Raw genomic sequence first — 24780 nt, forward strand, 5'->3', positions numbered from 1 at the left:
GGGAGCGATGGACCTCGACCAGGGCGGCCGCCAGTTGGCGGGCCTCATCCTCGACGCGGCCGGCCGCGGGCAGCACGACCAAGTGGCCGACCTGGTCGCACCGCTCGATGCCGAGCAGCTGCGATCGCTGGTGGTGGTGCTGGCCGTCCAGGTCGACCAGAGCGTGCCGGCCTCCTCGGCAACCGGCCCCGCGGCGGTGTGCGAGCTGGCCATCAACGCCGCGGCGCCGATGTTCGGCACCACACCGGAGGCGATCCTCAGCGCCGAGCGCAGCCGACCGGTCAGCGATGCCCGCGCGGTGGCGATGACCGCCGCCCGCGAGACCGGCCTGTCCCTGCCGGCGATCGCCGAGCACTTCAACAAGGACCATTGCTCGGTGATCCATGCGGTCCGCCGCACCGCCGAGCGGCCCCGGCTGGCCGACGCAGCGGCCCGGGTGAGCGAGCACGTCAACAGCCGCTACACCGCCCGTCTCCACCGTGCCGAGGAGAACGTCGTCAACCTCCACCAGCAGCCGACGGCCTCGACGTTCGAGCCCGATGGCCCTGTCGAGCACCCCGTGGTGGCGGCCGCCGCGGCCTTCAACACCACACCCGAGGTCCTCCTGGGTGCCGACCGGAGCCGGGTGTCCGCGGACGCCCGAGCGGTGGCCATGACCGCCGCCCGACTGCACGGCCACAGCCTGCCCACGATCGCCCGGCACTTCGACCGCGACCACACCACGGTGCTGCAGGCGACCCGGCGCACCGAGAAGACCCCGCCGCTGCGGGACCTGGCCGCGAAGATCGCCGCGGATCTCCCCGAGCAGCCGGCAGGCGCCGGTCGGCTCGACGGCGACGAGCAGGTCCCCGAGAGCGGCTACCGCTCCCCCGGGCTGCGCGAGCAGCAGCGTGCGATCCCTGGTGCCGGCGAGCGTCCGCAGCTGAGGGTCGCCCGGTGAAGGCCCTGATCGGCCTGGCCGCGGCCGCGATCCTCGCGCTGACCGCCGGCGGGATCAAGGCCGCCCTGCCTGCAGCCCAGACCGGCCCCGAACCAGCCGAGGGCAAGACCAGCCAGGTGCGCGTGACCGCGGTCGTCGACGGCGACACCATCCGCGTCGAGACCTCCGGCGGCCGCCAGCACGGCCGAGTCCGGCTGCTCGGCATCGACGCCCCCGAAGTCGCCCACCCGCCGGAGCCGGCCGAGTGCTACGCCGCGGACGCCACCGGTTTGCTCGAGTAACTCGCGCCGGTCGGCAGCACCGTCGAGCTGGTCACCGACACCGCCTAGCCCAACCGCGACCGCTACGACCGGCTGCTCCGCTACGTCGACCACGACGACGTCGACGTAGCCCGCGAGCTCCTGGCCAGCGGCGCCGCACGCCGCTACGAAGCCCGACCGGACGCTCGCCCGCGAGAAGTCGTTGTCCGCGGCCGTCGACGATGCCCAGGGCGCTGACCGCGGCCTGTGGGGCATCTGCTGACAGGCCAGGGGCGAACGGATCATGGACGAGCAGCTGGCTGCGAACGCGAAGACACTGGCCCGCTGGTGCTACGCCCGCGGGATCGACGAACGCATCCTCGAGTGCGGTGAGAAGGTGCTCAGAGCCGCGGTCGACCAGGCACTGGGCCGAGCAGCGCCGCCGCACCTCGAGCGACTCCTGTGGCAACAGACCGCCGCGCTGCTGGGCCAGCGCCGCAACTGGGACCGCGACCACCAGGTGAGCCCACCGACGCCCGCGGCGTGCCTGCCCTGCGCCGTGGCGGTCGACCAGTGCCCCACCCACGCCGGCCGGCGATGTCGTGCCTGCGGTGGCCAGCTGCACCGCATCGTCGTCGACGAGGGCTTCGACACCCACCCGTGCTGCGACAGGCCGGGCGCGAACGGATCCTCGGCCTTCCTCGAGCACACCGCACAACTGCTCGGAGCCACGCTGCTGGCGCAGCCGGCCTGAGAGCACCTGAGGCCGAACACGGATCAGCCGAAGTGATCGCTCCCGCCCCTGGTCCGCACATAGGAGACCAAGGAGGACTGGCGCAGCCGGTGCCGGTCCACGGGATCCATGGGAGTTCACATGAGTGAAGCCGCTCGCGAGGAAGCCGCGCTTGAGGAAGAGGCCCGTCAGCGCGCTGAGGAGATCCGGGCCACCGAGGAGGCCGCCGCTCAGGCTGCGGCCGCCGACACCGGCCCCTCCCCCGACGCCGAGATCGCGCAGGTCCACCGATCCGGCCGCCAGCACGACCATACCGACACGGCCGCCTACCAGCGGCCCCAGCTCGGCCGCCGCCGCGGCCCGCGACGCTAGGAGGTCGCGATGGCTACCGCACTCGCATCATCGAACACCAGCCGCATCCCAGGCCGCACGACGGTCCGCTGGGTCGACTGCTCTCACAAGCTGGGGTCGCTGCCGTGCATGAACCACAAGCCGCACGAGGGCAACGGCCGCGGCTGCGTGCACCACTCCACGTCCGGCTTCCAGGAAGACGAGTAGCCCCACGCGCTCCGACTGCAGCGCCCAAGAAGCAGCCTCAGCCGTGCACCAGGTGCAGCCGCGGCCGCGGCTGCTGCTCGACGGCAGTCTCCAGGCGCTGCAGCCGCTCGAGCGTCATCGGATGCCCGTGACGCCGGAGCAGGCCGGCCAGCACGGAGCCCAGGCCGAGGGAGACGACCAGCTGGTCGGCCGCGGCCTCCGAGTGGGCCTCGATCCGCCGGCCGGCCGCCGGCACCAGGTAGGTCAGGGCGATCACCGCGCCGCCCAGGATGCCCGGAGCGGCCCGGCCCTCAGCAACCGACTGCACGATGCAGATCACTCCGACGACACCCCGCAGCGTCCACGCCAGCCGCACGAACGGAAGCCAGGCGAAGGACCGGCCCACGCCACGGAATGTCGCGACCACCAGCCGCCACGGCGCCGTCGCCGCCAGCACGGCGAGCTCCAGCCGCGGCCGGATCGCCCGCCGCCGGCCGACGGCATGAGCCATCGCGGCGGCCGCCTCCGCAGCGGTCACTCCTCCCCGGTACGTGGCGTCGACCAGTCCGGGGCTGACCACGACGGCGCGATCCGCGATCGCCACAGCCACCGGGGTGCTCGGACCCTGGTGCCGGCGTACGAACAGGGTGTCGACGTCGACGCCGCGGCCGCCCAGCTCGGTGAGCACGGGCGTCATCACCTGACGCTCAGCTGCGGTCGCCGGACGCGACCTGGTCAGTGCCGCGATCGCCGGCACCTCGAGCTGGCCGATCGCCAGCGCAACGAGCAGGCCGGCTGCCGCCAGGAACGCCACCAGGCCAAGGGCCGGCGGGAGCAGTGCGCACACCACCACGGTGAGGACGAAGCTCACCAGCAACGCCGGCGCCAGCGTCACCACCCTCAGCACGGTCATCGGGAACCTCATCATCACGACCCTCCTTCATCCGTCAGCACTAGTGCGAATCTCTTGACTTTGCTCGCGGTGATCGTCCGGCGACCGCCGTACGACATAGGCGAACGAGACCAGTTTGTGCCCAGCCGCCGACACGACCCCGAGTTATCCACAGCCCCCCGCTCCGCGGAGCGAGGACCAACCGGGACGTGGGTTCATGGGCCAGACCGACCTCCGACCGAAAGGAACACCCGTGGACACCCTCAACGCTGACGCCACTTGGGACCGCCTCGGCTCGATCGCCCGCCTGCTGCACCAAGCCGCCAACCAGGTGTGGAGCGACGCCGACAGGGCGGCCGCCGACTCGCCGCTGCACGACCTCGGCCTCGGTGTCTATCTCGCGCACTCCCAGGCCAGCGCCCTGCTGCCCGACGACTACGAACTGCCCGACGTCGACGAGGACTCGGAGCTCGAGGAGCGCACGCCGCTGCAGCTGCTCACCGAGGCCGAGGAGCTGACCCGTCCCCTGCCGCTGCACCGGCCCGACCTGGTGCACGGGTCCCAACTGGTCGTCGACCTGTGCGACCTCATCCGGGAAGCCCGCGGCCTTGGCTACTGACCTGCGGCTGGCCTACGCCGACATCGACGATGCGCTCTTCGACGTCGACCAGATCCCGATGACCTCGCGCGACGTGCGCAGCGTCGGCGAGATGCTCTTCGACGTCGACTACCTGGCGCGCCAACTGCTGATGGACGTCGACGGAGACGCCGCCGGCACGCTGCTGCGCAGCTGGCCGACGATGGTCGCAGCCGCCGAGGACCTGTGGGCATCCCTGCCCGGTCGACGACCTGGCCTCGACGAGCGCGACCGGCCCATCACCAGCCTCTCCGCCCAGGCCGCCACCATCGAGACCAGCCTCTCCGGCCGCACGGCCTGGCCAGGGCAAGGCCCGACCAGCCCCCGCATCGACCAGATGACCCAGACATTCCTCAACGCCGCCTCGCTGGTCCGCCGCTACGGCGCCGAGATCCGCCACGAGCAACCGGGCGCTCACCGCGACCTCGAGGCAGCACGCACCCGGATCATGCACGGGCTCTACCTCACCGCCCACGCCGTCAACGTCGCGCTCCACGAGCACGGCCGCGACCGCGTCAACGACGCCCGCAGCGCCGGCCGACGGATCCACCTGGCACAGCACCACTCCCCCTACGCGATCGCCCCCACCGGCGTCTGGATCGACCGGATCTCCGCCTGCGAGAACACCGCCCGCAGCTACCTGACCGACCGGTTCGCCCAAGCCCTCGCCGGCGAAGCAATGCGCCCCTTCGACGACCGCGGCCGGCTGGCGCAAGCACTGGCCAAATGGGACATCCAGACCCATCGCGCGCTGGCCCGGGATCTCGAACCGTCCAACATCCTGCTGATCACCCGCACCCAGGGGCTGATCGCCGGCGCGAGCATGGTCCTCGTCGACGCCGCCGCAACTGCCGGTGTGCTCGCGTGTTCCGACCGCCTGATCCCCGCCATCGCCGAGGCAGGGCGGTCCTGGAGCAATCTAGCGAGCCGCTGGGGCGACCTCGCTCCCCCAGGAGCCCGCCTCGAGGAGCCGCTAGCTCGCGCGGCCGCGGAGGTTCGCGCCGCGTATCGCCAGATCACCCACGACAAGACCGTCCTCGCTACCCCAGACGTCATCGCCATACGCCCAGCGCTCCCCCAAGCCTTGCCCGCAACGCTGCGCGCGATCGAGGGCGGCTCCGAGCTCGCGGTCGTCGTCGCCGAGAAGGCCAATGCACCCGACCTCATCGGGCCGGCCCGGGCCCTGTCCCGCCGTGCGCACAACGACGTCGAGGCCGGCCTGGCAACGGCGCAGGCCTCCGGCCGCGACGTCGTCTGGGTCTCCCCCGCCGATATCCTCGCGAAACGACTGGTCCCTGTCCCGGCGCCAGTCTCGGAGGCGATCCGTGCAGCCAGTAGTGCCACGAGTGCTGCCGCGATCGCCGCTTCCGCGGTCGCGGCGCTGCACGGTCTGGGGGGAGGAACGTCGCCTGTCGGTTCGGGTAGACGGGGCGGCTCCTTCCTGGGGTCCAGCGTAGGTGTGGGGTCTGTCGGTGCAGGGCGGCATGATGACCGCCACGAGCACCGGGAAGCTGTGACGGAAGTGGCAGGTGGGTCGTACGGCGGTTCGGCCCTGCGGCTCGAGCGGCTCCCGATACGCTCACCGAGATGAGAGGGTGATGACGTGGCCACGAACAGCGCGATCGAATGGACCGAGGTCACCTGGAACCCCGTCACCGGCTGCGACCGGGTCGCGGCCGGCTGCGACAACTGCTACGCGCTGGCGCTCGCGAAGCGCCTCAAGGCCATGGGCGCGGAGAAGTACCAGAACGACGGCGACCCCAGGACATCCGGGCCCGGCTTCGGGGTGACGGCCCACCCACGGGCCCTGACCCAGCCGTACCGGTGGCGCACACCGAAGGTCGTGTTCGTAAACTCGATGAGCGACCTGTTCCACGCCAAGGTGCCGCTCGACTTCATCCGCGACGTGTTCGACGTGATCCGCGAGACCCCGCAGCACACCTACCAGGTGCTGACCAAGCGCGCGCACCGCACGGCGAGGATCGCCGACAAGCTCGAATGGCCGGAGAACCTCTGGATGGGCGTCTCGGTGGAGTCGTACGACGTCGTCGACCGCATCGACCATCTGCGAGCCGTCCCTGCTGCGACGCGGTTCCTGTCGTGTGAGCCGCTGCTGACGGCGCTTCCCGGGCTGAAGCTCGACGGCATCGACTGGGTCATCGCCGGCGGCGAGTCCGGGCCCCGTGCGCGCCCGATGGACCCCGCGTGGGTAGAGGACATCCGCGACCAGTGCGTCGAGGCCGGCGTGGCGTTCTTCTTCAAGCAGTGGGGCGGCCGGACGCCGAAGGCGAACGGTCGCGAGCTCGACGGGCGGACCTGGGACGACATGCCGCAGCTGGCTGCAGCGTTGGGCTAGCCCGCGGCCTTGCGGATGACGTGCTGGTGGGGCTTCGTGCCCTTTGTCACGAACTCGACCTCGCCCGACTTCACCAGTGCGCGGAGCGCCGCTGTGAACGCGGTTTCCTTGGCCTCGCCGTAGAGGTCGCCGTAGACCCCCTGGACGTGCTGGACCACCGCCTTCGGCTGCCCGTCAGCGGTCAGGCGGCGTAGGTTGTCGGTGACGTGCTCGATCGCCTTGACGTGCTCACGTTTGAGCTGGTCGGCCACGGTGTCCCACAGCATGCCCTCGCGCTCGTCCGGGTCCGGGCCGAGGAAGTCGATCCACTTCTCGCGTGCCTTGGCGGCGGCGACGCCAAACACCCAGAAACCGTGGGGGTCCTGGGTGAGGAACGTCAGGTAGTAGACGGGCTGGTGGTGGACCTGCCGGCGTACCGGCGCGACGACGAACCCGTACTTGGTGCCGTCGGTGAGACGTCGGGCGTATTCGATGGCGACGGCTTCGGCCGCTGACTCCCAATCCTGTCCGCCAGAGGCCTTGTGTGCCTGGAGGGCGACGTCCCGCCACCACTCGCCGCCGCACACGGCGTCCGCCTTGGCGACGCCGCCGAGGTCGAGCTGGCCCTTCTTCAGCTGGCCTCCGGCACGCCGGATCAGGTCGGCGCTGAAGTTGAGCAGCACCTCGGTCCGCGGCCACGCGCCGCGCTTGCGGAGGACGCCCTCGATCGAGTCCATCGGCAGCACGGCACCGCATGGGTCGAGGAAGACGAACAGGCTCGCCCCGGCGGCGAGCTGCAGCGCGTCGTCGAGATGGTTGCCGCAGTCCCCGTTGTGGCTCGCGATGGTGATGCCGCGGGCGCGGTACTCATCGGCGACCTTGTCCAGGCTCGCGTAGTCCTCGCGGGCCTTCTCCACTAGGAGCAGATCGATCTGGGTCGTCGCCTTGACCTTCTGTGCGGCGATCATCATGTGCTCGGCGGAGCCCGCTTCACCGGTGTCGAAGCGCCCGCGCCCGGCGAATCCGTCGAAGAGCACCGCCCGCTTGGGGTTCAGCTTGCTGGCCGTCATCGTCGCGAACCGGATGACGTACTGCTCGAGGATGCCGTGCTTGTAGACCGACTGCGGCTTGGGGCTGTCGAGCAGCCCTCCGTCTGTCCCCGTGGGCATCGCTACCTCGGATTCCCTGCCACCGGATTACCGGTTGCCCTTGGCGCGGTTGTGGGTCACGCAGAGCATTGTCAGGTTGGCCAGGCTCGTCGAGCCGCCCTTGGACCAGGCGGTCACGTGGTCGGCGTCCATGTCGTTCTGCTTGTAGATGCGCGCCTTGTTGTTGTCCCCGCCGATTGCGCACAGCGGGCAGTTCGACTCGCCGGCGGCCTTGGCCTTCTTGGTCTGCTGCTCGTAGGCGACGCGCTTGTCCTTGTCGTCGAACAGCCGGATCGCCAGCAGCTGCGGCTGCTTCTCGCCGCCGAGCAGGAACTCGTAGATCCCCTTGCTGCTGGTGACCGCGGGGTCGCCGCGCAGCTCGTTCACGCGGTCTTCGATCTTGGCCGCGCTGTACGACGTCGAATGGTGCTCCTCGTAGAGCCGGCCCCACTCGAGGCCCCGCATCTCCTTGTCCGGCGGGCGGTTGAAGACGCTGCCGACCCAGTCGATCACGGATGTGAAGTAGGTCTTCAGCTGGGCGATGTCAGTGTCGTGGCGGTGCTGCGCGAGGTAGGCGTCGACGCTCTTGCCCTGGGACGATGCGACCCAGTCCAGCGCGACGGCGAGGACCTCCTGCCGCTTGGGGTCGCCCTTGACGTACGAGGACCACTTCTGCATGTTGGCGTTGTTCGAGTTGCTGTACTCGGCCTTCGTCTTGGTGATGAAGGGCCCGGAGTAGATCGCGTTGAGCAGCTCCTGCTTGTTCAGCGGGACGCCGGCGATGTTGATGGTCTGGAACCACTCCTTGATCTCGGACTCGGTGCCCTGGCACTCGTAGACCAGCAGCGGGCTCTTCCTCAGTAGCGCCTGGTCCTCGAGCGGCAGCGAGGAGAACGTCTGCTCCTTGCCCGCGACCTGGATCGCGAATTTGCCCGTGATGAACCGCCCGATGCTGGTGATTCGCTGCTGTCCGTCGAGGACCTCGAGCTGGTCGTTGTCGTCATCGACGTTGAAGTAGATCAGCCCGAGCGGGTAGCCCTTGAGCAGCGAGTCGATGACGGCGACGTCGCGCTTGCCGTCGTTGTAGATGTAGTTGCGCTGGAACTCCGGTTGGATGACGAGCTTGCCGTCGAGCCCGAACAGACCCTTGCCCTCGAGCTCGTTGTAGACGAAGCCCTTGAGGACCTCGTCGACGGTGTACTCCTTGAGCGTGGTCTCCACTACCCGTCCTTCCGCCGGATGAACAGCCGCTTGTAGATGCGCTTGACCGGGTAGCCCACGTCGAAGTACGTCCCCTCGCCGAACGAGTCGGTGCGGACGAAGCAGCCGAGCGTTCCGGTGTTCGACTTCATCCGGACCCCGTCGACGACGCGCTCCTTCGGTCCGTAGGTCCGTGTCGGGGCGAAGTCGCCCTCGCTGCTCCCGACGATCTCGAACTGGTCGGGGTTGTACTTGTCAAGGAAGGTGATCGGGACGCCCATCAGGCCGTCGTGATCGCTGGGGATCGCGTCGACGAACGGCACCTCGATCGCCGGGAAGTTGTCGTAGGTCGGGTAGCCCCGCCCGCGAACCTCCTTGTGCTTGCTGAACTTGACGTTGTCCGCCTTGGTCATCAGCTGCACAGGCTCGTGACGGCGGCCGTGGTCGATGTTGGTGAACCAGCAGGAGTTCCCGAGCCGCGTGTAGTCGCGCTCGTCGTCCGAGGGGTAGCCCAGCTTCTCGGCCTTGAGCCGGTCGGCGTCCGACACCTTCGCGCCCTTCGGCACGCCGAACACCATGTCGGTGCTGTTGGCCGTCGCGCCCTTCCAGAGCTCGTTCGCCATGATGTGTGGGAAGACCTCGTTGTAGGTGATCGCGTTGTTGTTGCCGATCACGGAGAACTTCCGTCCGCCGCCGACGACCCAGGTCATGAACGGGCGGAACAGGCTGAAAGGCGGATTCGTGATGACGAAGTCGGCCTCGTCGCGCAGCGCCGTCACCTCCTCGCTGCGGAAGTCCCCGTCGCCCTCCAGGTACTCCCACTGGAGGTCCTCGATGTTGACGACGCCGTCGTCGTTGATGTCCTTCGGCTCGAGCACGAACTTCTTGCCGTTTGCGTGCGTCTTCGTCTCGTCGAACTTCGGGTCGCCCATCTCGAAGAGCGTGGGCTCGTACGAGAACAGCGCCGGGTTGCTGTCGGGGGCGTACGACGTCGAGATCAGCTTCTTGAGGCCGTAGTCCATGAAGTGCAGCGCGAAGAACTTCGCGAAGTTCGACCACTCCGGGTCGTCGCACGGCAGCAGGACCACCTTGTCGCGGAAGACGTCGGGGTCGTACTCGAGGTAGGCGTTCATCTCCCGCTCGATGTCGCCCCACTGCGTGTAGAACTCGTCGTTCTTCGCGGCCTTCGCCGCGCCAAGATGACTGTTCGCCGACTGCGTGGTCGTCATCGTGCCCCTGTCCTCAGCCCGGTTGCACCGCCGAGAGTGGGGCGCCTTGCGGGGAATCCTATCGGCGCGCGGGGACAGTTGTACGCGGGACGAGGCGACACGGCCGCGTAGGCCGAGCCGCTGCGGCGGGCGAGCTCGATCAGTCCTTCCTCAGCCGCTCGAGCTCGGCTTCAGGGCGCTCGGGTGCTCATTCCTGGCCTCCCCACAGCAGCTCGAGGTCCGGTTCGTGGATGACGTCCAGGCGCTTGTCGAGGGCGTAGGCCGCGGGCTTGGGCACGACCAGGCGGCGCAGCTGCCGCTCGGTGGTGCTGTGCTGCACCGGGGTGTCGTCGTCGTGATTCATCGCGGTCCTCCTCAGCGGCCCGGGGCCATTCGGTCGGTGACTGGCTGCGTGCCCGGGATGTCGCGTTGCTGGCCGGGTGGCTTGGGGACGAAGGACTCGTCCAGCTCGGCGGCGATGTCGCGCATCTGGGTCTGGTATCGCTCCCACTCGCGTGGGTGGATGCCGTTCTGCAGGGCCGAGGCGACGATGGCGGCCATGGAGTAGGGCCGGTCGGCGGGCACCTGGTCGAGGGCGCACCAGGCCTTGGCTCCGTCGCCGTGCAGCCAGCTGGCGAAGCCGAGCATGGAGGCCGGCGCGGCGCGGACCTCGTCGGGGGCGCGGCGGGTGAGGTCGTTCCAGAGGGCCATGTGGGAGGTGTGGTTCTCCCGGCTCATGTCCTCCCACAGCGCGTCGCGGGTGCTGATCGTCTCCAGGGCCACCAGCATCCGTGCGCCGTCGACGTCTGAGAGCCGGTTGCCGTCCGTGTGGAACTGCTCGAGCCGGTCCAGTGCCCAGTCCCGCTCGAATGCGGGAGTGCTGTCCGCGGCCGCGGGCCGGCCCGCGGGGATCAGCTGGGCGATCGGCTGACGGTCCCCGACCATGGACGCGGCCAGCGAGGCCCGGCTGGCGGCCGGCTGGGCGGCGCCGGTCAGCACGGTCGCGGCTGCGATCCGCTCGGCGGTCGCCGGGTTCTGCAGCCCGGTCTGGCCGGTGTTGAACTCACGCCATCGCTCCCCGTCAGCCCACAGCCGGATGTGGGTCGTGATGCCCACGGTCTCGAGGCGGTTGGACAGATGCTGGCTGGCGAGCTCGGCGCTGCGGCGGTCCTCGGTGAAGCAGAGGATCGCCAGGCGCGCTCCGGGGCGGGCGTGGCGGCCGTAGGGGCCGCTGAGGGCGTCCCACACTTCCTCGCGGTCGGCGGCCGTCTTCGGCAGGTCGACGCGGGTGATGGGGAGCCCGGGCCGGAAGGGCACGAGGACGATCGACTCCTCGGGCTTGAAGCCGAGGACGTGCGGCACTGCGGCCAGCAGTTCGTCCGGGGACTGTACGACGAGATCCATCGGAACCTCCGCGCGGTCAGCTGGCCTGGGCCGGGCGGGCGGCGCGCTCGATGCGCGCGGAGACGTACTTGAGCGAGACACCGACCTCGCCGAAGCGGTTGTCGACGACCACGACGTCCTTGGTGCGCTTCTCGCCGGTCTCCTTGTCCGGCCAGCTCTCGGTGCGCTCGAGGCCGTGGACGAAGATCGGGTCGCCGGATCCGCAGCTGTCGTGCACGTGCGTGGCGGCCGAGCCGAAGATCTTGACGTTGTGGGCAGTGGGCTCGTCGTTGACCCACTCCCCCTCGTCGTTCTGCACGCGCCGGTTGACCAGGACCCGGCAGCTGACGAACGGCTTGTTCTCGCGGGTGTAGAGCAGCTCGGGAGCCTCGGCCAGGTTGCCGGCGAAGGTGACGGTGGTGGACATGACTTCCTCCTATGTGACTGCGAGACGTTCGGATCGGTCCCGCAGTCACCTAGGTCCCATCGGGGTCCGGCAGCGATCACATCGGCCGAACTTGTTTCGGATCCGCTCGTGCTCGCGTGGGGTTGCTCAGCAGGGCACGAGGTAGTCGAAGCGGTACTTGCAGACGACGACGCGGGTGCCCTTGTAGGTGGTCCGCCGGACGCCGGAGAGGTGGTAGTCGCCGACCCGGCACTCCGAGCTGGCCAGGTGGTTGTTCAGCCGCCACTGCCGGTTCTTGAGGGCGCGGTAGGACTTCGTCGACCAGCCGCGCTTGACCAGGCAGCCGCGGAAGGTGTGTCGCATGCCGTCGTGGGCGTAGGAGGTGTCGAAGACGCTGTCGGAGGCCAAGATGACCATCCGGCAGCCCATGTCCTCGACGGGCTCGGCTGCGGCCGCCGGCGAGGCGGCGGCCAGGCACAGTGCGGACGCCAGGACCGCGGCGAGGGTGGCCAGGACTGCTCGGTGGGTTGAGCCGCGTCGAGCGCGGTGGGGTGATCTGGACATGCGTTCCTCCTCGGTTCGGGCGGGACGCAGGCCGGCCCCGCGGTCACCTAGGTCCGCGACGGGGTCCGGGGCGATCATCAAGGGCACAAAGAAGCGCCCCGACCGGCTCTCGGGTACCGGATCGGGGCGCTTAGAAGCACGCAGGCGTAGGCACCGACACGACCCGTGCCAGGCGGCCAGCTGACCTACCGTGCCGGCCGGCGTCGCGGCGGCCGGTTGCTGAGCTTCTGCGGAGGCGGCGGCAGCTCGAGGCCCAGCCGGCGGCGGGCATCCTCGGCCGCGGCGATCACGGCCTCCTGGGCGAACGCGGAGCGGGCGAGCATCCGGCCGAGCTCCTGGCGGTCGGCCACGAGCGCGTCTTCGACCGCCTCGATGGTCGAGGCCGGCAGGTCGTGCTTCTTGTTGAAGCTCTTGCGGGTCACGCTGACCAGGGCGGGATGCTTCTCGCCCGCGGCCGCGAGCTCGGCCCGCTGCTGTGGTGAGCGCCGGGCGTGCAGCTCAAGCGCCTGGGCGAGCCAGCCGACGAACGAGCCGGGCGAGTCGGCGTCGGTGTCCAGGTCGGCGATGTAGGCCGATCGCGCGAGGTCCCACACGCCGGGCTTCCAGTAGATCCCGACCGGGATGGTGGTCTGGCTCGTCACCTGATCACTCCCCTGGTCTCATCCGCCGGCGACGAGCTGCAGCGGCTAACACCAACGCCGCTGCATTCCCGGTCGGGGCCCTGCGCAGCCGTTCCCACCCTCGCTCCATTCCTTTCGTTCCAGCCAGCTACGAGGTGCAGCTGCGCCGCGCCGCCGCTGCGGAGTCCGCGCCCGGGAGGCCGGGGTTATCCCCACCCTCACCGGGTGCCCACCTTTCCACAGGTCCGCCCTGTGCCCCGGTAGGCGTCGGCCGCCGCTGGGAGACTTAGTCCTGTCAGTTCTTTCTATTCTACTCACGGAGGACAGCAGCATGACCGACACCATCCAGACCCCCGCCGACACCGCCGCCGACGAGGCCACCGACGCGGTCCAGGTCGAGGAGTTCGCGTACCTCGACCCCGCCGACATCATCATCGGCACCAACGTACGCACCGACCTGCGACCCGACCACAAGGAGTTCCGCAAGTCGATCAAGGAGCGCGGCGTGCTGGAAGCCGTCACGGTCTACCGCAACGAGGACGGCCAGCACGTCCTGCTGCGCGGCCAGCGCCGCACCGTGACCGCCGCCGAGGTCGGCACCCCCACCGGCCTGATCCCGGCTCGCGTCGTGCCCCAGCCCGCCGATGCCGACCGGATCGGTGACCAGATGGTCGAGAACATCCACCGCGCCGGGATGCGCGAGGCCGAGATCGTCGCGGGCGTGGAGCAGCTGGCCCTGCTTGGCGTGAGCGCGGCGCAGATCGCCAAGCGCACGAGCATCGATCGCCCGACCGTGAACGCCGCCCTGGCGGTCACCAAGGCCGACCAGACCCGCGACCGGCTGGACTCCGGCGACCTGACGTTGGAGGAGGCCGCGATGTTCGCCGAGTTCGAGCACGACCCCGAGGCCGTCCAGCGGCTGGAGAACACCAAGAAGTGGCGGCGCTCGCTCGCCCACGAGGTCCAGCGGCTGCGCGACGAGGCGGCCGAGCGCGAGGCCGACGCCGCCGAGGTCGAGCGGTTGCGTGCCGAGGGCCTGCCGGTGCTCAGCGCCGACGAAGTCGCGGAGGCCGACGAGGTGCTGCGCATCGAGCGGCTGGTCACCGAGGACGGCGAGCCGCTGCCCGAGGAGGAGTGGCCCAACGTTCCCGGCGCTTGCGTCCAGGTCGTCAAGGAGTGGGTCTACCCCGAGGACGAGTACGACGAGGAGAGCGAGGACGGCACCGACGGGGAGGACGACGACTACGAGCCCGCCGAGCCCTACCAGCAGTACGCGCCGGTGTGGGTCGTCACCGACCTCGACGCCTCCGGCCTGCGTCGTCGCGGCGGCGGCTCCGGCAGCACCACCACCGACAGCGGGGACGAGGGCGAGAGCGAGGAGGACGCCGAGGCCCGCCGCGAGGAGCGCCGCCGCGTGATCGCCAACAACAAGGCGTGGGCGAGCGCGGAGACCGTGCGCCGGGAGTGGCTGGCGACGCTCGTTGCTCGCAGGACCGCCCCGAAGGGTGCCGAGGCCCTGATCTGCGAGGCCGTCGTCACCGGCCACCACTCGCTGAGCAAGGCCATGGACCACCGGCACCCGATGCTCTTCACCCTGCTCGGGATCGACGTCCCGACCGGCTACTACGGCGCTGACGAGTGCCGCAAGATTGCCACCAAGGCGAGCACGCCGAAGGCCGCGACCATGACCACGCTCGCCGCCGTCGTGGCCGCGTGGGAGGCCACGACCGGCAAGCACTCGTGGCGCAACCCGAACGCGTGGGATGCCCGCGTGCTCGGCGCACTCGTGGAGTGGGGCTACCAGCCCAGCGAGGTCGAGCGGATCCTGCTCGGCGAGGAGCCGCAGCCGAGCACCGAGGACGACGGCGGCAACAACTCCGCCGAGGCCAGCGATAGCGCCGCCTGACCGGCTCCCCTCCCCCACCTGAGGGCAGTTCTTCCTGTGGAGAACCGCCCTCTGTGGAATAGAAACCATAGAATGAAGTCAGTTCGTCTGATCCGCTACCCGGGAGGACCCCGCCATGTCACACGAGATCGAGACCCACGGCACGCAGGCCGCAGCCGTCTTCGCCCGCAAGGACGCCTGGCACCGCCTGGGCACCACCGTCCGCGACCGCGCGTTCACCGCCGAGGAGGCCATGAGGCTCGGCCACCTGGGCGGCTGGGACGTCCGCAAGTTGCCGCTCACCACCGCCGAGGTCAGCGAGGGCGGCGTCACCGCGATCGAGGTCCCCGGCTTCGCCACGGTGCGCACCAACCCGTTCATCGGAGCGCCCGAGGCGCTCGGCGTCGTCGGCGGCGGCTACACCCCGCTGCAGAACGAGGACCACGCCGAGTTCCTGAACCTGCTGGCCAACGAGTCGGGCGCAATCTTCGACACCGCCGGGTCGCTGCGCGGCGGGCGGCAGGTGTTCATCACGATGCAGCTGCCGGACTCGCTCACGGTCGGCGGCACCGACCGCGTCGACCTCAACATCGCCGCGCTCAACAGCCGCGACGGGTCCAGCGCGTTCCGCATCCTCGTCACCCCGGTTCGCGTCGTGTGCGCGAACACCCAGAGCGCGGCCCTGCGTAACCACGAGTCGTCGTTCTCGATCCGGCACACCCGCAACGCCAAGGCCGCCGTGCAGGCCGCCCGCGACGCGCTCGGGCTGACGTTCACCTACGTCGACGCGTTCCAGGTCGAGGCCGAGCGGCTGATCCAGCAGACCATGACCGACGCCGCGTTCGACGCCCTGATCGACGCCACGTTCGGCAAGGCCGAGGGCAACGCGACCAAGCGAGTCCGCGAGACCGAGCGCCGTCGCCGCTCCCGGCTGCACTGGCTGTTCGCCGACGCCGAGACGCAGGCCGGCATCCGCGACACCGCATGGGCCGGCTACCAGGCCGTGGCCGAGTACGTCGACCACTACGCCCCGGTCCGCACCAAGGGCGACGAGCACGCCGCCCGCGCCAAGCGAGTTCTCATCAGCGTTGACCCCGACCGGATCAAGCGCCGCGCCTGGACCGCTCTCGCCCCGGCCTGACCGTCACGCCAGTTCCTCCGGTGGCGGGCTGAGACCCCGAGTCCGGCCCGCCACCGGCCCAACCAAAGGAGGAGCCATGACCGACACGACCACCCACACCGACCTCGCCACCGAACAGGTCCGCGCATGGGATCTCCGGCCCACGGACACTCTGGTCGACCCCGACACCGGCGTCGCCTTCCTCATCACCACCGTGACCGTGGATGAGCCCGGCCGCGCGGGACGCAAGGTCCACATCGCAGCCCTGGTCCTCGGCGGCCGCATCCTGCCGCTCAACCAGTTCGTCACCATCGCGAAACGAGACAACACCCCGACTGGCACTGCCGCCGACGTCGAGGCCAGCGCCGCCAAGGACCGGCGGCACACCCTCAGCGAGACGGCCTGCGACCTGATCGTCATCGAGCACCGGCTGCGCGACGTACGCCGCTGGACCCCCGAGACCGCCCGCGCCCACCTGGACACGGCCCTTTCCAGCGTCGCTACGGCGCTGGACGCCCTGCACGCCGAGCACAGCCACCGCACCACCGAACAGGAGCAGTCATGACCAACCACGACGCAGCTTCAACCACGACGGTGATCAGCGAGCGCGACCAGCGCCGCATCCGAGCCGCCATGTCCGCGATGCCCTACGCCGCCACCGAGCGGGTGCCCAAGCCGTGGGTCGCCATGGGCGATGCCGTCGACGCCGACGCCGTCGTGGGCTTCTTGGAGGGCCTCGCGGAAGTCCTGGGCGAGGTCGCGGCCGAGAGCGACAAGCACCGGCGCCGCCTGTTCTCCCTCGAGGCCGACGTGGAGGCGTTCCGCCGCCTCATCGGCACCGCGCCCGCCGAGGTGACCCAGTGAGCGCGCACATCGAGTGGCTGGCCGCTCGGGAGACCAGCGTCCAGGTCTTCACGCCGGGCGAGGACTGGGTGGGAGCCGGCGAGCACCGTCAGCCGGTCCTGACGCTGGCCGGTGACGACGTGGTCGCGATCCAGGGCACGCCCGCCGAGTTGCGGGCGCTGGCCGCTCGGATCACCGCCGTGGCGACCGCCGCAGCCGGGCGGCTCGACCTCGCCGCCCGGGCGCACCAGCCCGCATGAGCGACGACGCCACGCTCCGCGCCCTGGAGGCCCGGCGCCACCCCCGGCCCGTGGACTCCGGACGGTGACAAGATCCGCGCCACCGCCGCCGACGCCCTGATTCCAGACAACATCCTCGTGGCCTACTACACCGGGCACGACCACCGGCTCGGCCTCAAGACCACTAGCCACGCCGTCGACGTCGAGTTCATCACCGCCGCCCGTGACGCACTCCCCGACCGGCTCGACCGACTCGACCGCATCCGCGACCTGCACGCCAAGTGGGGCGAGCGGTCACCCGAGGACGCCGACGGCTACCTCGACCTGTGGGAGACGCTCGGCCGACTCCTCGACGGGGAGCCCGCCTGACCCGCAGCAGCCAGAAGGCCACCCGTAGCGCTGTCCGCTCCGGGCGGCCTTCTGCGTCGGCACAGCCTCACCAGAGCGTCAGTTGCTCGCCTAGCAGTTCCTGGAGCCGCGCGAGGTCGTCGGCCACCAGCTGCGGGTCCTCACGCGCCAGGTCGCGCAGTTCCCGCGCCCGCCGACGCGGCCCGCGCGGGTCGGCCAGCGGGCTGTAGGGCAGTCGCCGTTGGACGGCCCACTCCTGCCGGTTCTTGCGCGCGGTCGAGACCACGACGTGTTCCGGTACGATCCGCTGGCACAGCGGGTTGTGACAGCGGTGCCCGAGCAGCCGCGCCTCTTCAAGCGCGTCCACGCCGTGCATGACCGCGAACGCGAACCGGTGCGCGATGATCACCCGCCCCGGCGCGTACCAGAACCGGCCATGGCCACCGCCGTCAGTGCGCTCTCGCTCGGACCGACCCGAGACCGCTCCGGTCCACCACAGGCACTCACTGCCCGGCACCGTGGCGACCTTCGCCCGATACCGCGCGAGCACCGCCGGATCAGCGAGGGCGGCCGCGACCGCCGCGAGGCCGGCGTCATCCAGCCGACGAACCGGCACCCGCTCCCCCAATCCCAGCGGTCGCCATCGTCGCGCCGTCGCCGCCCTGGTCGCCGTCGTCGGCCTGGGGCTGACTGGCGAGCCGCCGCAGCCGCGTCGCCTCGCGCACGGTCACGGTCTCGCCGCACCACTCGACGGCCTCGCCCAGCGACAGGCCCCCAGCCTCGGTCAACTCCCGCAGCGCCTCACCGGCGCGCTTCTCGGTCTCAGCCACCGCCGCGTCGCGCTCACCGATCGCGACCATGACCTGTTCTGCCAGGTCGATCACCCGGCGCTCGCGCTCCTCGCGCTCCTTGCGCCGTTTCTCGGCCATCTCCCGCGCCGTACGCCGCGCCTGCTGCTTGATCGTCTGCTGACTCATCCGGTCCTCACTTGTGTCGACATGGACTCTGACAGTCACCTACGACATTTCCCGGTCCCCGTGCGATCACCTCCGGCCAAGAACCTTCCGAACCCGCCAATCTCGGCCCCAGCCAGCCCCGCCCACTTCAGCCAGTCCGAACCCGACGCCCCAGCCGTCACCCACGCCGCTCAGCGTCCCCCCAGATTTCCGCGAACTCCCAAGTGCCACACACCTCTTGCATTCTCGGTCTACCGAATAGAAAGAACACAACAGAAATCCGGTCGGAAGTGATCGCACAGCACGCCCGCGCGCACGTAGGTGACCGTGACGATGAGCCTCCACAAGCTGACGGCGGGGTCGGGGTACGACTACCTGACCCGCCAGGTCGCAGCGATGGACGCCACGGACAAGGGCCACACCGGCCTCGCGAGCTACTACACCGAGAAGGGCGAGACTCCCGGCGTGTGGGTCGGCTCCGGCATGGAGGGACTCGAAGGGCTCGACGCCGGCGACGTCGTCACCGCTGACCACATGCAGAGCCTGTTCGGCTCCGGTCACCACCCGCTGGCCACCCAGCGGACCAAGAACCTGGACCTGCGCATCGGCCGCGACGGCGTCGACCGGCCGGCCGACGCGGACTACAAGACGGCCCGCCAGCTCGGCACGCCGTACAAGGTCTACGAGAACGACATCAGCCCGTTCCGGATCGAGGTCGCCAAGCGCATCGCGGCCATCAACGAGGCCGCCGGCCTGCCGGGTGACTGGCCGGTCCCCGCGGCCGACCGGGCCAAGGTCCGCACCGAGGTCGGCACCGAGTTCTTCCGTGCTGAGCACGGCCGCGAACCCGCCGACGCACGCGAGCTGGCCGCCGCGATCGCCAAGCACTCCCGACCGAAGACCAACGCCGTGGCCGGCTACGACCTGACCTTCTCCCCGTTCAAGAGCGTCTCGGTGCTGTGGGCGATCTCCGACCCGAAGACCGCCGCGGTGATCGAGCGGGCCCACCAGGCGGCGATCAAGGACGCGCTGGGCTTCATCGAGTCCAAGGCACTGTTCACCCGCCGGGGCACCAACGGCGTCCGCCAGGTTGACGTCCGCGGCCTGGTCGCCACGGCGTTCACCCACCGCGACTCCCGCGCGGGAGACCCTGACTTGCATACGCACGTCGCCGTGGCGAACAAGGTCCAGACGCTCGACGGCAAGTGGCTGGCCATCGATGGCCGGCCGCTGCACAAGGCGGTGGTCTCGGCCTCGGAGACCTACAACACCGCGCTCGAGCGGCACCTGGTCGACGCCCTCGGCGTGCGGTTCGAGGAGCGGCCGAACGAGGACCCTCGCAAGCGGCCGGTGCGCGAGATCGTCGGCGTCGACCCCGAGCTGAACCGCCGCCTCTCTAAGCGCCGCGCCAGCGTTGAGGACCGCCGCAAGGTCCTCGCGGCCGCGTTCCAGGCCACCCACGGCCGCCCGCCGACGCCGGTGGAGACCATCCAGCTGTCCCAGCAGGCGACGCTGGAGACCCGCGAGGCCAAGCACGAGCCGCGCTCGTTGGCCGAGCAGCGCGAGACCTGGAGCCGTGAGGCCATCGAGGTGCTGGGCACCCCTCAGCGGGTCAAGCAGATGGTCCACGGCGCACTGAACCCGAAGGGCGCAGCGCGGTCGCTGGCCGACTCGGCCTGGTTCGCCAAGACGACCGACCGGATCGTGGCGACGATGGAGGGAGCTCGGAGCACCTGGCAGTTCTGGCACGTCTACGCCGAGGCCCAGCGGCAGGTTCGGGGCGCCAACGTGCCCACCAACCAGGTCTCCCAGGTCGTCGACCTGCTCGTCAGCGAGGTCCTCGACGGCCGCTCGGTGAGCATGGCCCGCCCCTGGGACGCCATCAGCGAGCCGGTCGAGCTGCGTCGGGCGGACGGGGCCTCGGTCTACACCCAGAGCGGCGCCGAGCTGTTCACCTCGGGCAAGGTGCTCGCCGCCGAGCAGCGCCTGGTCGAGGTCGCCGGCCGGCACGACGGGTACGCCGTCACGACCGACTCGGTCGACCTGGCGCTGCTCGAGTCGACCGCCAACGGCATCACCCTCAACGCCGGACAGGCCACGCTGGTCCGTGAGATGGCCACCTCCGGCGCCCGGCTGCAGCTGGCGATCGCGCCCGCCGGATCGGGCAAGACCACCGCGATGCGAGCCCTGGCCAGCGCCTGGAGCGATGGCGGCGGCACCATCATCGGCCTGGCTCCCTCAGCGGCGGCCGCGGACGCGCTGCGCTCCCAAATCGACACCCAGACCGACACCCTGGCCAAGCTGACCCATTCGCTCGAGCAGGCCCGCGAGTCCGGCGCCGCGATGCCCGCCTGGGTCGCCGGCATCGACTCCTCCACCCTCGTGGTCATCGACGAGGCCGGGATGGCCGACACCCTCTCGCTGGACGCGGCGGTCTCCTACATCCTCGAGCGCGGCGGCAGCGTCCGACTGATCGGCGACGACCAGCAGCTCTCCGCGATCGGCGCCGGCGGCGTGCTGCGCGACATCCGCGCAACCCACGGGGCACTGCAGCTGACCGAGCTCGTCCGGTTCAAGGACCCCGCCGAGGGCGCGGCCTCGCTCGCGCTGCGCGAGGGCAAGCCCGAGTCGCTCGGCTTCTACCTCGACCGCGACCGCGTCCACGTAGGCGACCTGGCCACCATGACCGAGGACGTCTTCGCGGCCTGGCAGGCCGACCGTGCCGCCGGCCTGGACTCGATCATGCTCGCCCCCACCCGCGACCTGGTCAGCGAGCTGAACCAGCAGGCCCGCGCCCACCGGCTCGAAGGAATCGACCTGGCCGACGTCGCCGCCAGCGGGCCGGTCCGCCGGCTCGCCGACGGCAACGAGGCCTCGATCGGCGAACTGATCATCACCCGCGAGAACGACCGTCGCCTGCGTACTTCGGCCACCGACTGGGTGAAGAACGGCGACCGCTGGAACGTGCTGGAGATCCACGACGGCGGCGACCTGACCGTCCAGCACACCCAGCACGGCCGCACGGTGCGGCTGCCCGCTGACTACGTCGCCCGATCCTCCGAGCTCGGCTACGCGTGCACCGTGCACACCGCCCAGGGCGTCACCGCTGACACGATGCACGGCCTGGCCACCGGCAGCGAGTCGCGCCAGCAGCTCTACACGATGATGACCCGCGGCGCGCACGCGAACCACGTCTACGTCGAGGTCGTCGGCGACGGCGACCCGCACTCGGTGATCCACCCGACGCTGGTCCGGCCGCTCACGCCGACCGACATCCTCGAGTCGATGCTGGCGCGCGACAACACGCAGCGGTCGGCGACCAGCCTGCTGCGCGAGCAGGCCGATCCGGCCACCCGGCTCGGCGAGGCCGCACAACGCTACCTCGACAGCCTCTACGTCGCCGCCGAGGACCTCCTTCGCCATCACACGATCACCGCCGCCGACGGCACCCCGGTCAACGTGGTCGACGCCCTGGACAACGCCGTCGAAACGCTCGTCCCCGGGCTCTCTGACGAGGCCGCCTGGCCAACCTTGCGTGCCCACCTGCTGCTGCTCGGCGCGGCCGACGAGAACCCGGTCGACGCACTTCATGCCGCCGCTACAGGCCGGGAGCTGGAGACCGCGCACGACCGCGCCGCGGTCCTCGACTGGCGCCTCGACGCCTCCGGCCTGCGCAACGCCGGCGCAGGGCCCCTGCCGTGGATGCCCGCGGTCCCGGCCCGCCTGGCCGAGGACCCGCACTGGGGTCCCTACCTCTCCCAGCGCGCTCACCTGGTCGAGCAGCTCGCCGAGCACGTCCACGCCCGCGCGACCGACGACGGCGCACTGCCGGTGTGGGCCCAGAACGGTCTGCGGCCCGAGGCCGCCACGGTCGCCGACATCGAAGTCTGGCGAGCCGCCATGCAGGTCCCGGTCGACGACCGGCGACCGACCGGTGCACCGCAGCTGCAGAAGGCCCCCGCGACCTGGCAGCGACGCCTCAACCGCGCGGTCAGCGGCGACCACACGCCGGCCCTAAAGGAATGGCGCCAGCTGCTCTACTCGCTCGCCCCGCAGGTCCGCAACGACGAGTTCACCCCGCTGCTCGCCGAGCGCCTGGCCGCGATGTCCCGCGCCGGCGTCACCGCCCACCAGCTGCTGCGCACCACCACCGCACCCGACCACCCCGCCGGACCGCTGCCCGACGAGCACGCCGCGGCGGCCGTGTGGTGGCGCATGGCCCGTCAACTCACCCCGGCCGTCGCCGCCCAGATCGGCGACGGTTCCCACGGCGAGGGCGTCACCACCGAGTGGACTCCTCGGCTCGCCGACCTGTTCGGCCCCGAGCGCGCCGCGAGCATCCAGGCCAGCACCTGGTGGCCCGCGCTGGTGGCGAACGTCGACCACGGCGTGCAGCGCGGCTGGCAGGTCGAGGCCCTGCTGGGCGCAGGGCGGGCGATGCCGAGCGACGGCTGGGAGCGCGTCGACGAGTGCCAGGCGCTGGTCTGGCGGACCTCGATCGCGCTGGAGACGGCCCCGGACGAGCACGCGCACGCCTACGACTTCGACGAGCCGCCCGCAGACCTGTGGGACGGCGTCGAGCCGGACCCGGCCACGCTCGTCGACCACGTCACCGACCCCGACTGGGGCGACTGGCCGCTCGCCGAAGACCCCGGCCCGTACGACGAGCACCTGGTCGACGCCGGCGCCCTGGTCGACGTCGATGAAGACCAGTTCGTCGAACCCGACCTCACCCTGGCCGCCTACATCCGCGACCTCGGCGGCACCCGCCTGGAGCCCACTGACGCCGACCTCCGGCTCATGTACCAGCGGGCCGACGAGTGGCACTCCTCCCCCGTCTCGCGTGAACGCATGCTCGAGATCAACGACATGGCACAGGCCTTCTTCGAGGCCCGGTTCACCGACTCGTGGGGCCGCGACTACCTCACCGGACGGTTCGGCACCGACCTCGCCGGCGACGAGCGGTTCCGCCCCGGGCAGGCGCCGGCCGGGTGGACCAACCTGGTCGGCCACCTGCGCGGCCGCGGTGTCAGCGACACCGAGATGGTGGCCACCGGCGTCGCGACCGAGGCCAGCACCGGTCGCCTCATCGACCGGTTCCGCGACCGGGTGATGTTCCCGGTGATCCACCAGGGCGAAGTGCTCGGCTTCGTCGGCCGCCGCCGGCCCGACCTCACCGACGCCGACAAGGGCGGCCCGAAGTACCTCAACACAGCCGACACCCCGCTGTTCCACAAGGGCGCCCAGCTATTCGGTGTCGTCGACGAACTGCTCGCCGAGGGTGCGGTCCCGGTGATCGTCGAGGGCCCGACGGACGCCATAGCGGTCACGCTGGCCAGTGCCGGCCTCTACCTCGGCGTGGCGCCCCTCGGCACGTCGCTGACCGATGAGCAGGCCGCCCAGCTGGCTGCCGTCGGCCGCGACCCGATCGTGGCCACCGACGCCGACCTCGCTGGCCAGGTCGCGGCCGAGCGGGACTTCTGGATGCTCACCCCGCACGGCCTCGACCCCGGCTTCGCGCGGTTCCCCGACGGCCTCGACCCCGCCGACCTGCTCGCCCAGCGTGGGCCCGCCGCGCTCACTGCCGCGGTGGCCAGCGGCCAGCCCGCCTTCCGCCCGCTCGGTGACCAATTGCTCACCGAGCGGCTGGACAACCTCGCCCCGGAGCAGGCACATCTGGCCGCCATGCGGGTCATCTCGGCACGTCCCAGCCGCGCCTGGGAGCCGGGCGTCAACCAGGTCCGGGCCCGGCTGCAGCTCTCCCAGTTGCAGGCACGACGCGACCTGCGCGACGCGATCAAGACCTGGGATGCCGACCCGCGGAAGGCGGCACTGGCCGAGCTCCACAAGAGCAGCGAGGTTCGCGCACGGCTCTCGGCCGCGGCCGAGAAGACCCCGGCCGAGCGGTGGGCCACCTTGGCTCGCGAGCTCGACCCACGGCTGCTCGAGCAGGGCGACTGGCCGGCCACCGCCGCGATGCTGCAGCAGGCCCACGAGCAGGGTCACGACGTCGGCGCCGCCACGCGCGGCCTGGTCGCTGAGAAGCCCATGGGCGACAGCCCTGCGCGTGACCTGCGCTACCGGATCGTGTCCCGCCTCGAGATCCCGATCGACACCGGCGAAGGCACCCCGGCGCCGACCCAGTCGCCGGGCGTGGCACGAGATCGGCAGGACGTGAACAGTCCGCGGCCGCCCCGCCGCGGTACCCCACGCCGCTGAGCCGCTCCGGAAGCCCGCAGGCTGGCGTCACGGTATGACCAGCTGCACGATCCTGTGGTCGCGGTGACAGCGGCCTCCGCAGCCGGTCTCGTCGATCAACGTCTTGGCCTCCAACGCACTATCAGCCGTCTGGTGCAGGGACACGGCTCCGTGCCGGTACCTGACAGGCCCAGAAGGTCTGCACGCCACCAACGCGATAGCTCCTTCGCCGGAGACCCACGGAGCGTCGTTCCAGATGCACTTCGCCATCGTCAGATAGGTCCTGTGCTTACGTGAGCAATTGTGCTGCCGCCAAACTGGTCCCAGATCGGTTGGAATCACGATCGTC

26 protein-coding genes are annotated in these 24780 nt (G+C 70.7%); 15 read left to right on the top strand and 11 right to left on the bottom strand.

Going from position 1 to position 24780, the window contains the following annotated elements; all coding sequences use genetic code 11:
• Positions 1-7 precede the first annotated feature (7 nt).
• The 5 genes from ACOACQ_RS18220 (at position 8) to ACOACQ_RS18240 (ending at position 2470) form a co-directional block, all read left to right on the top strand.
• The gene (locus tag ACOACQ_RS18220; protein WP_378601703.1) at positions 8-940 is read left to right on the top strand and encodes a helix-turn-helix domain-containing protein; all 933 of its coding nucleotides are present in this window, start codon (positions 8-10) and stop codon (positions 938-940) included.
• Positions 937-1221, top strand: coding sequence for a thermonuclease family protein (locus ACOACQ_RS18225; protein ID WP_378601706.1), 285 nt, complete (start codon positions 937-939; stop codon positions 1219-1221). The genes ACOACQ_RS18220 and ACOACQ_RS18225 overlap by 4 nt, the downstream gene beginning before the upstream one ends.
• Before the next feature lie 262 nt (positions 1222-1483).
• Positions 1484-1933 (top strand): hypothetical protein, encoded by a 450-nt coding sequence (locus ACOACQ_RS18230; protein WP_378601709.1) that lies wholly within the window; start codon positions 1484-1486, stop codon positions 1931-1933.
• 120 nt (positions 1934-2053) lie between these two features.
• Entirely contained in the window at positions 2054-2284 is a 231-nt protein-coding gene (locus ACOACQ_RS18235) for a hypothetical protein (protein ID WP_378601712.1), read from the top strand.
• A 9-nt stretch (positions 2285-2293) separates the two neighbouring features.
• Positions 2294-2470 carry a hypothetical protein gene (locus ACOACQ_RS18240; protein WP_378601714.1) on the top strand — a complete coding sequence of 59 codons (177 nt, stop codon included), beginning with the start codon at positions 2294-2296 and terminating at the stop codon, positions 2468-2470.
• A gap of 37 nt (positions 2471-2507) precedes the next feature.
• Here the strand turns inward: ACOACQ_RS18240 and ACOACQ_RS18245 are convergent, their stop codons facing one another.
• Positions 2508-3377 (bottom strand): hypothetical protein, encoded by an 870-nt coding sequence (locus ACOACQ_RS18245; protein WP_378601717.1) that lies wholly within the window; start codon positions 3375-3377, stop codon positions 2508-2510.
• A 217-nt stretch (positions 3378-3594) separates the two neighbouring features.
• Between ACOACQ_RS18245 and ACOACQ_RS18250 the strand changes: the two genes are divergently transcribed.
• Genes ACOACQ_RS18250 through ACOACQ_RS18260 form a run of 3 tightly spaced genes read left to right on the top strand, consistent with a single transcriptional unit; the run spans position 3595 to position 6334 of the window.
• Positions 3595-3960, top strand: a complete 366-nt coding sequence (locus ACOACQ_RS18250; protein ID WP_378601720.1) for a hypothetical protein — start codon at positions 3595-3597, stop codon at positions 3958-3960.
• On the top strand, positions 3950-5569 hold the full coding sequence (locus tag ACOACQ_RS18255) for a hypothetical protein (protein ID WP_378601723.1): 1620 nt from the start codon (positions 3950-3952) through the stop codon (positions 5567-5569). Before ACOACQ_RS18250 ends, ACOACQ_RS18255 begins: the two co-directional genes overlap by 11 nt.
• A gap of 12 nt (positions 5570-5581) precedes the next feature.
• Positions 5582-6334: a DUF5131 family protein gene (locus ACOACQ_RS18260; RefSeq protein WP_378601726.1), complete on the top strand. Its 753-nt coding sequence runs from the start codon at positions 5582-5584 to the stop codon at positions 6332-6334.
• On the opposite strand, the gene tcmP is transcribed toward ACOACQ_RS18260, so the two are convergent.
• The 8 genes from tcmP to ACOACQ_RS18300 all read right to left on the bottom strand — a co-directional run bounded on the left by tcmP (position 6331) and on the right by ACOACQ_RS18300 (position 12863).
• Complete coding sequence (gene tcmP / locus ACOACQ_RS18265; RefSeq protein WP_378601729.1) at positions 6331-7482, bottom strand: three-Cys-motif partner protein TcmP; 1152 nt, start codon at positions 7480-7482, stop codon at positions 6331-6333. The two genes, ACOACQ_RS18260 and tcmP, sit on opposite strands and share 4 nt — an antisense overlap.
• Positions 7483-7509: 27 nt before the next feature.
• Complete coding sequence (locus tag ACOACQ_RS18270; protein WP_378601732.1) at positions 7510-8682, bottom strand: HNH endonuclease family protein; 1173 nt, start codon at positions 8680-8682, stop codon at positions 7510-7512.
• On the bottom strand, positions 8682-9890 hold the full coding sequence (locus ACOACQ_RS18275) for an adenine-specific methyltransferase EcoRI family protein (RefSeq protein ID WP_378601735.1): 1209 nt from the start codon (positions 9888-9890) through the stop codon (positions 8682-8684). Before ACOACQ_RS18275 ends, ACOACQ_RS18270 begins: the two co-directional genes overlap by 1 nt.
• A gap of 187 nt (positions 9891-10077) precedes the next feature.
• Positions 10078-10233 carry a hypothetical protein gene (locus ACOACQ_RS18280; protein WP_214056134.1) on the bottom strand — a complete coding sequence of 52 codons (156 nt, stop codon included), beginning with the start codon at positions 10231-10233 and terminating at the stop codon, positions 10078-10080.
• Between the two features lie 11 nt (positions 10234-10244).
• Positions 10245-11273, bottom strand: coding sequence for a DUF4192 domain-containing protein (locus ACOACQ_RS18285; protein ID WP_378601739.1), 1029 nt, complete (start codon positions 11271-11273; stop codon positions 10245-10247).
• A 16-nt stretch (positions 11274-11289) separates the two neighbouring features.
• Positions 11290-11679, bottom strand: coding sequence for a single-stranded DNA-binding protein (locus tag ACOACQ_RS18290; protein ID WP_378601742.1), 390 nt, complete (start codon positions 11677-11679; stop codon positions 11290-11292).
• A gap of 126 nt (positions 11680-11805) precedes the next feature.
• Positions 11806-12222 (bottom strand): hypothetical protein, encoded by a 417-nt coding sequence (locus tag ACOACQ_RS18295; RefSeq protein ID WP_378601745.1) that lies wholly within the window; start codon positions 12220-12222, stop codon positions 11806-11808.
• A gap of 185 nt (positions 12223-12407) precedes the next feature.
• Positions 12408-12863: a hypothetical protein gene (locus ACOACQ_RS18300; RefSeq protein WP_378601748.1), complete on the bottom strand. Its 456-nt coding sequence runs from the start codon at positions 12861-12863 to the stop codon at positions 12408-12410.
• Positions 12864-13173: 310 nt separating this feature from the next.
• Between ACOACQ_RS18300 and ACOACQ_RS18305 the strand changes: the two genes are divergently transcribed.
• The 6 genes from ACOACQ_RS18305 (at position 13174) to ACOACQ_RS18330 (ending at position 17298) form a co-directional block, all read left to right on the top strand.
• The gene (locus ACOACQ_RS18305; RefSeq protein ID WP_420288981.1) at positions 13174-14748 is read left to right on the top strand and encodes a ParB/RepB/Spo0J family partition protein; all 1575 of its coding nucleotides are present in this window, start codon (positions 13174-13176) and stop codon (positions 14746-14748) included.
• Between the two features lie 115 nt (positions 14749-14863).
• A complete protein-coding gene (locus ACOACQ_RS18310; protein ID WP_420288982.1) occupies positions 14864-15868 on the top strand; it encodes a DUF932 domain-containing protein in 1005 nt (334 codons plus the stop codon).
• A 76-nt stretch (positions 15869-15944) separates the two neighbouring features.
• The gene (locus tag ACOACQ_RS18315) at positions 15945-16412 is read left to right on the top strand and encodes a hypothetical protein (protein WP_378601756.1); all 468 of its coding nucleotides are present in this window, start codon (positions 15945-15947) and stop codon (positions 16410-16412) included.
• A complete protein-coding gene (locus ACOACQ_RS18320; RefSeq protein WP_378601759.1) occupies positions 16409-16711 on the top strand; it encodes a hypothetical protein in 303 nt (100 codons plus the stop codon). The genes ACOACQ_RS18315 and ACOACQ_RS18320 overlap by 4 nt, the downstream gene beginning before the upstream one ends.
• A complete protein-coding gene (locus ACOACQ_RS18325) occupies positions 16708-16950 on the top strand; it encodes a hypothetical protein (protein ID WP_378601762.1) in 243 nt (80 codons plus the stop codon). The genes ACOACQ_RS18320 and ACOACQ_RS18325 overlap by 4 nt, the downstream gene beginning before the upstream one ends.
• A gap of 117 nt (positions 16951-17067) precedes the next feature.
• Positions 17068-17298, top strand: coding sequence for a hypothetical protein (locus ACOACQ_RS18330; RefSeq protein ID WP_378601765.1), 231 nt, complete (start codon positions 17068-17070; stop codon positions 17296-17298).
• Positions 17299-17365: 67 nt separating this feature from the next.
• Here ACOACQ_RS18330 and ACOACQ_RS18335 read toward each other — a convergent pair whose 3' ends face one another.
• Together ACOACQ_RS18335 and ACOACQ_RS18340 are read right to left on the bottom strand one after the other, a co-directional pair.
• A complete protein-coding gene (locus tag ACOACQ_RS18335) occupies positions 17366-17893 on the bottom strand; it encodes a hypothetical protein (RefSeq protein WP_378601768.1) in 528 nt (175 codons plus the stop codon).
• The gene (locus ACOACQ_RS18340) at positions 17871-18254 is read right to left on the bottom strand and encodes a hypothetical protein (RefSeq protein ID WP_378601771.1); all 384 of its coding nucleotides are present in this window, start codon (positions 18252-18254) and stop codon (positions 17871-17873) included. Before ACOACQ_RS18340 ends, ACOACQ_RS18335 begins: the two co-directional genes overlap by 23 nt.
• A gap of 312 nt (positions 18255-18566) precedes the next feature.
• On the opposite strand from ACOACQ_RS18340, the gene mobF reads away from it, so the two are divergent.
• Positions 18567-24452 (top strand): MobF family relaxase, encoded by a 5886-nt coding sequence (mobF, locus tag ACOACQ_RS18345; RefSeq protein WP_420288983.1) that lies wholly within the window; start codon positions 18567-18569, stop codon positions 24450-24452.
• Positions 24453-24780: the final 328 nt, after the last annotated feature.

Origin of the sequence: Nocardioides sp. CPCC 206347 (genome assembly GCF_048654605.1) — a bacterium.
GTDB lineage: Bacteria > Actinomycetota > Actinomycetes > Propionibacteriales > Nocardioidaceae > Nocardioides.

Bases quoted from the DNA above. Each gene is read 5' to 3' on its own strand.
- ACOACQ_RS18275 (WP_378601735.1), bottom strand. From the start codon at position 9,890: ATGACGACCACGCAGTCGGCGAACAGTCATCTTGGCGCGGCGAAGGCC.
- ACOACQ_RS18295 (WP_378601745.1), bottom strand. From the start codon at position 12,222: ATGTCCAGATCACCCCACCGCGCTCGACGCGGCTCAACCCACCGAGCA.
- ACOACQ_RS18290 (WP_378601742.1), bottom strand. From the start codon at position 11,679: ATGTCCACCACCGTCACCTTCGCCGGCAACCTGGCCGAGGCTCCCGAG.
- ACOACQ_RS18305 (WP_420288981.1), top strand. From the start codon at position 13,174: ATGACCGACACCATCCAGACCCCCGCCGACACCGCCGCCGACGAGGCC.
- ACOACQ_RS18240 (WP_378601714.1), top strand. From the start codon at position 2,294: ATGGCTACCGCACTCGCATCATCGAACACCAGCCGCATCCCAGGCCGC.
- ACOACQ_RS18230 (WP_378601709.1), top strand. From the start codon at position 1,484: ATGGACGAGCAGCTGGCTGCGAACGCGAAGACACTGGCCCGCTGGTGC.
- ACOACQ_RS18310 (WP_420288982.1), top strand. From the start codon at position 14,864: ATGTCACACGAGATCGAGACCCACGGCACGCAGGCCGCAGCCGTCTTC.
- ACOACQ_RS18320 (WP_378601759.1), top strand. From the start codon at position 16,409: ATGACCAACCACGACGCAGCTTCAACCACGACGGTGATCAGCGAGCGC.
- ACOACQ_RS18285 (WP_378601739.1), bottom strand. From the start codon at position 11,273: ATGGATCTCGTCGTACAGTCCCCGGACGAACTGCTGGCCGCAGTGCCG.
- ACOACQ_RS18315 (WP_378601756.1), top strand. From the start codon at position 15,945: ATGACCGACACGACCACCCACACCGACCTCGCCACCGAACAGGTCCGC.
- ACOACQ_RS18340 (WP_378601771.1), bottom strand. From the start codon at position 18,254: ATGAGTCAGCAGACGATCAAGCAGCAGGCGCGGCGTACGGCGCGGGAG.
- ACOACQ_RS18235 (WP_378601712.1), top strand. From the start codon at position 2,054: ATGAGTGAAGCCGCTCGCGAGGAAGCCGCGCTTGAGGAAGAGGCCCGT.
- ACOACQ_RS18220 (WP_378601703.1), top strand. From the start codon at position 8: ATGGACCTCGACCAGGGCGGCCGCCAGTTGGCGGGCCTCATCCTCGAC.
- ACOACQ_RS18280 (WP_214056134.1), bottom strand. From the start codon at position 10,233: ATGAATCACGACGACGACACCCCGGTGCAGCACAGCACCACCGAGCGG.
- tcmP (WP_378601729.1), bottom strand. From the start codon at position 7,482: ATGCCCACGGGGACAGACGGAGGGCTGCTCGACAGCCCCAAGCCGCAG.
- ACOACQ_RS18245 (WP_378601717.1), bottom strand. From the start codon at position 3,377: ATGATGAGGTTCCCGATGACCGTGCTGAGGGTGGTGACGCTGGCGCCG.
- mobF (WP_420288983.1), top strand. From the start codon at position 18,567: ATGAGCCTCCACAAGCTGACGGCGGGGTCGGGGTACGACTACCTGACC.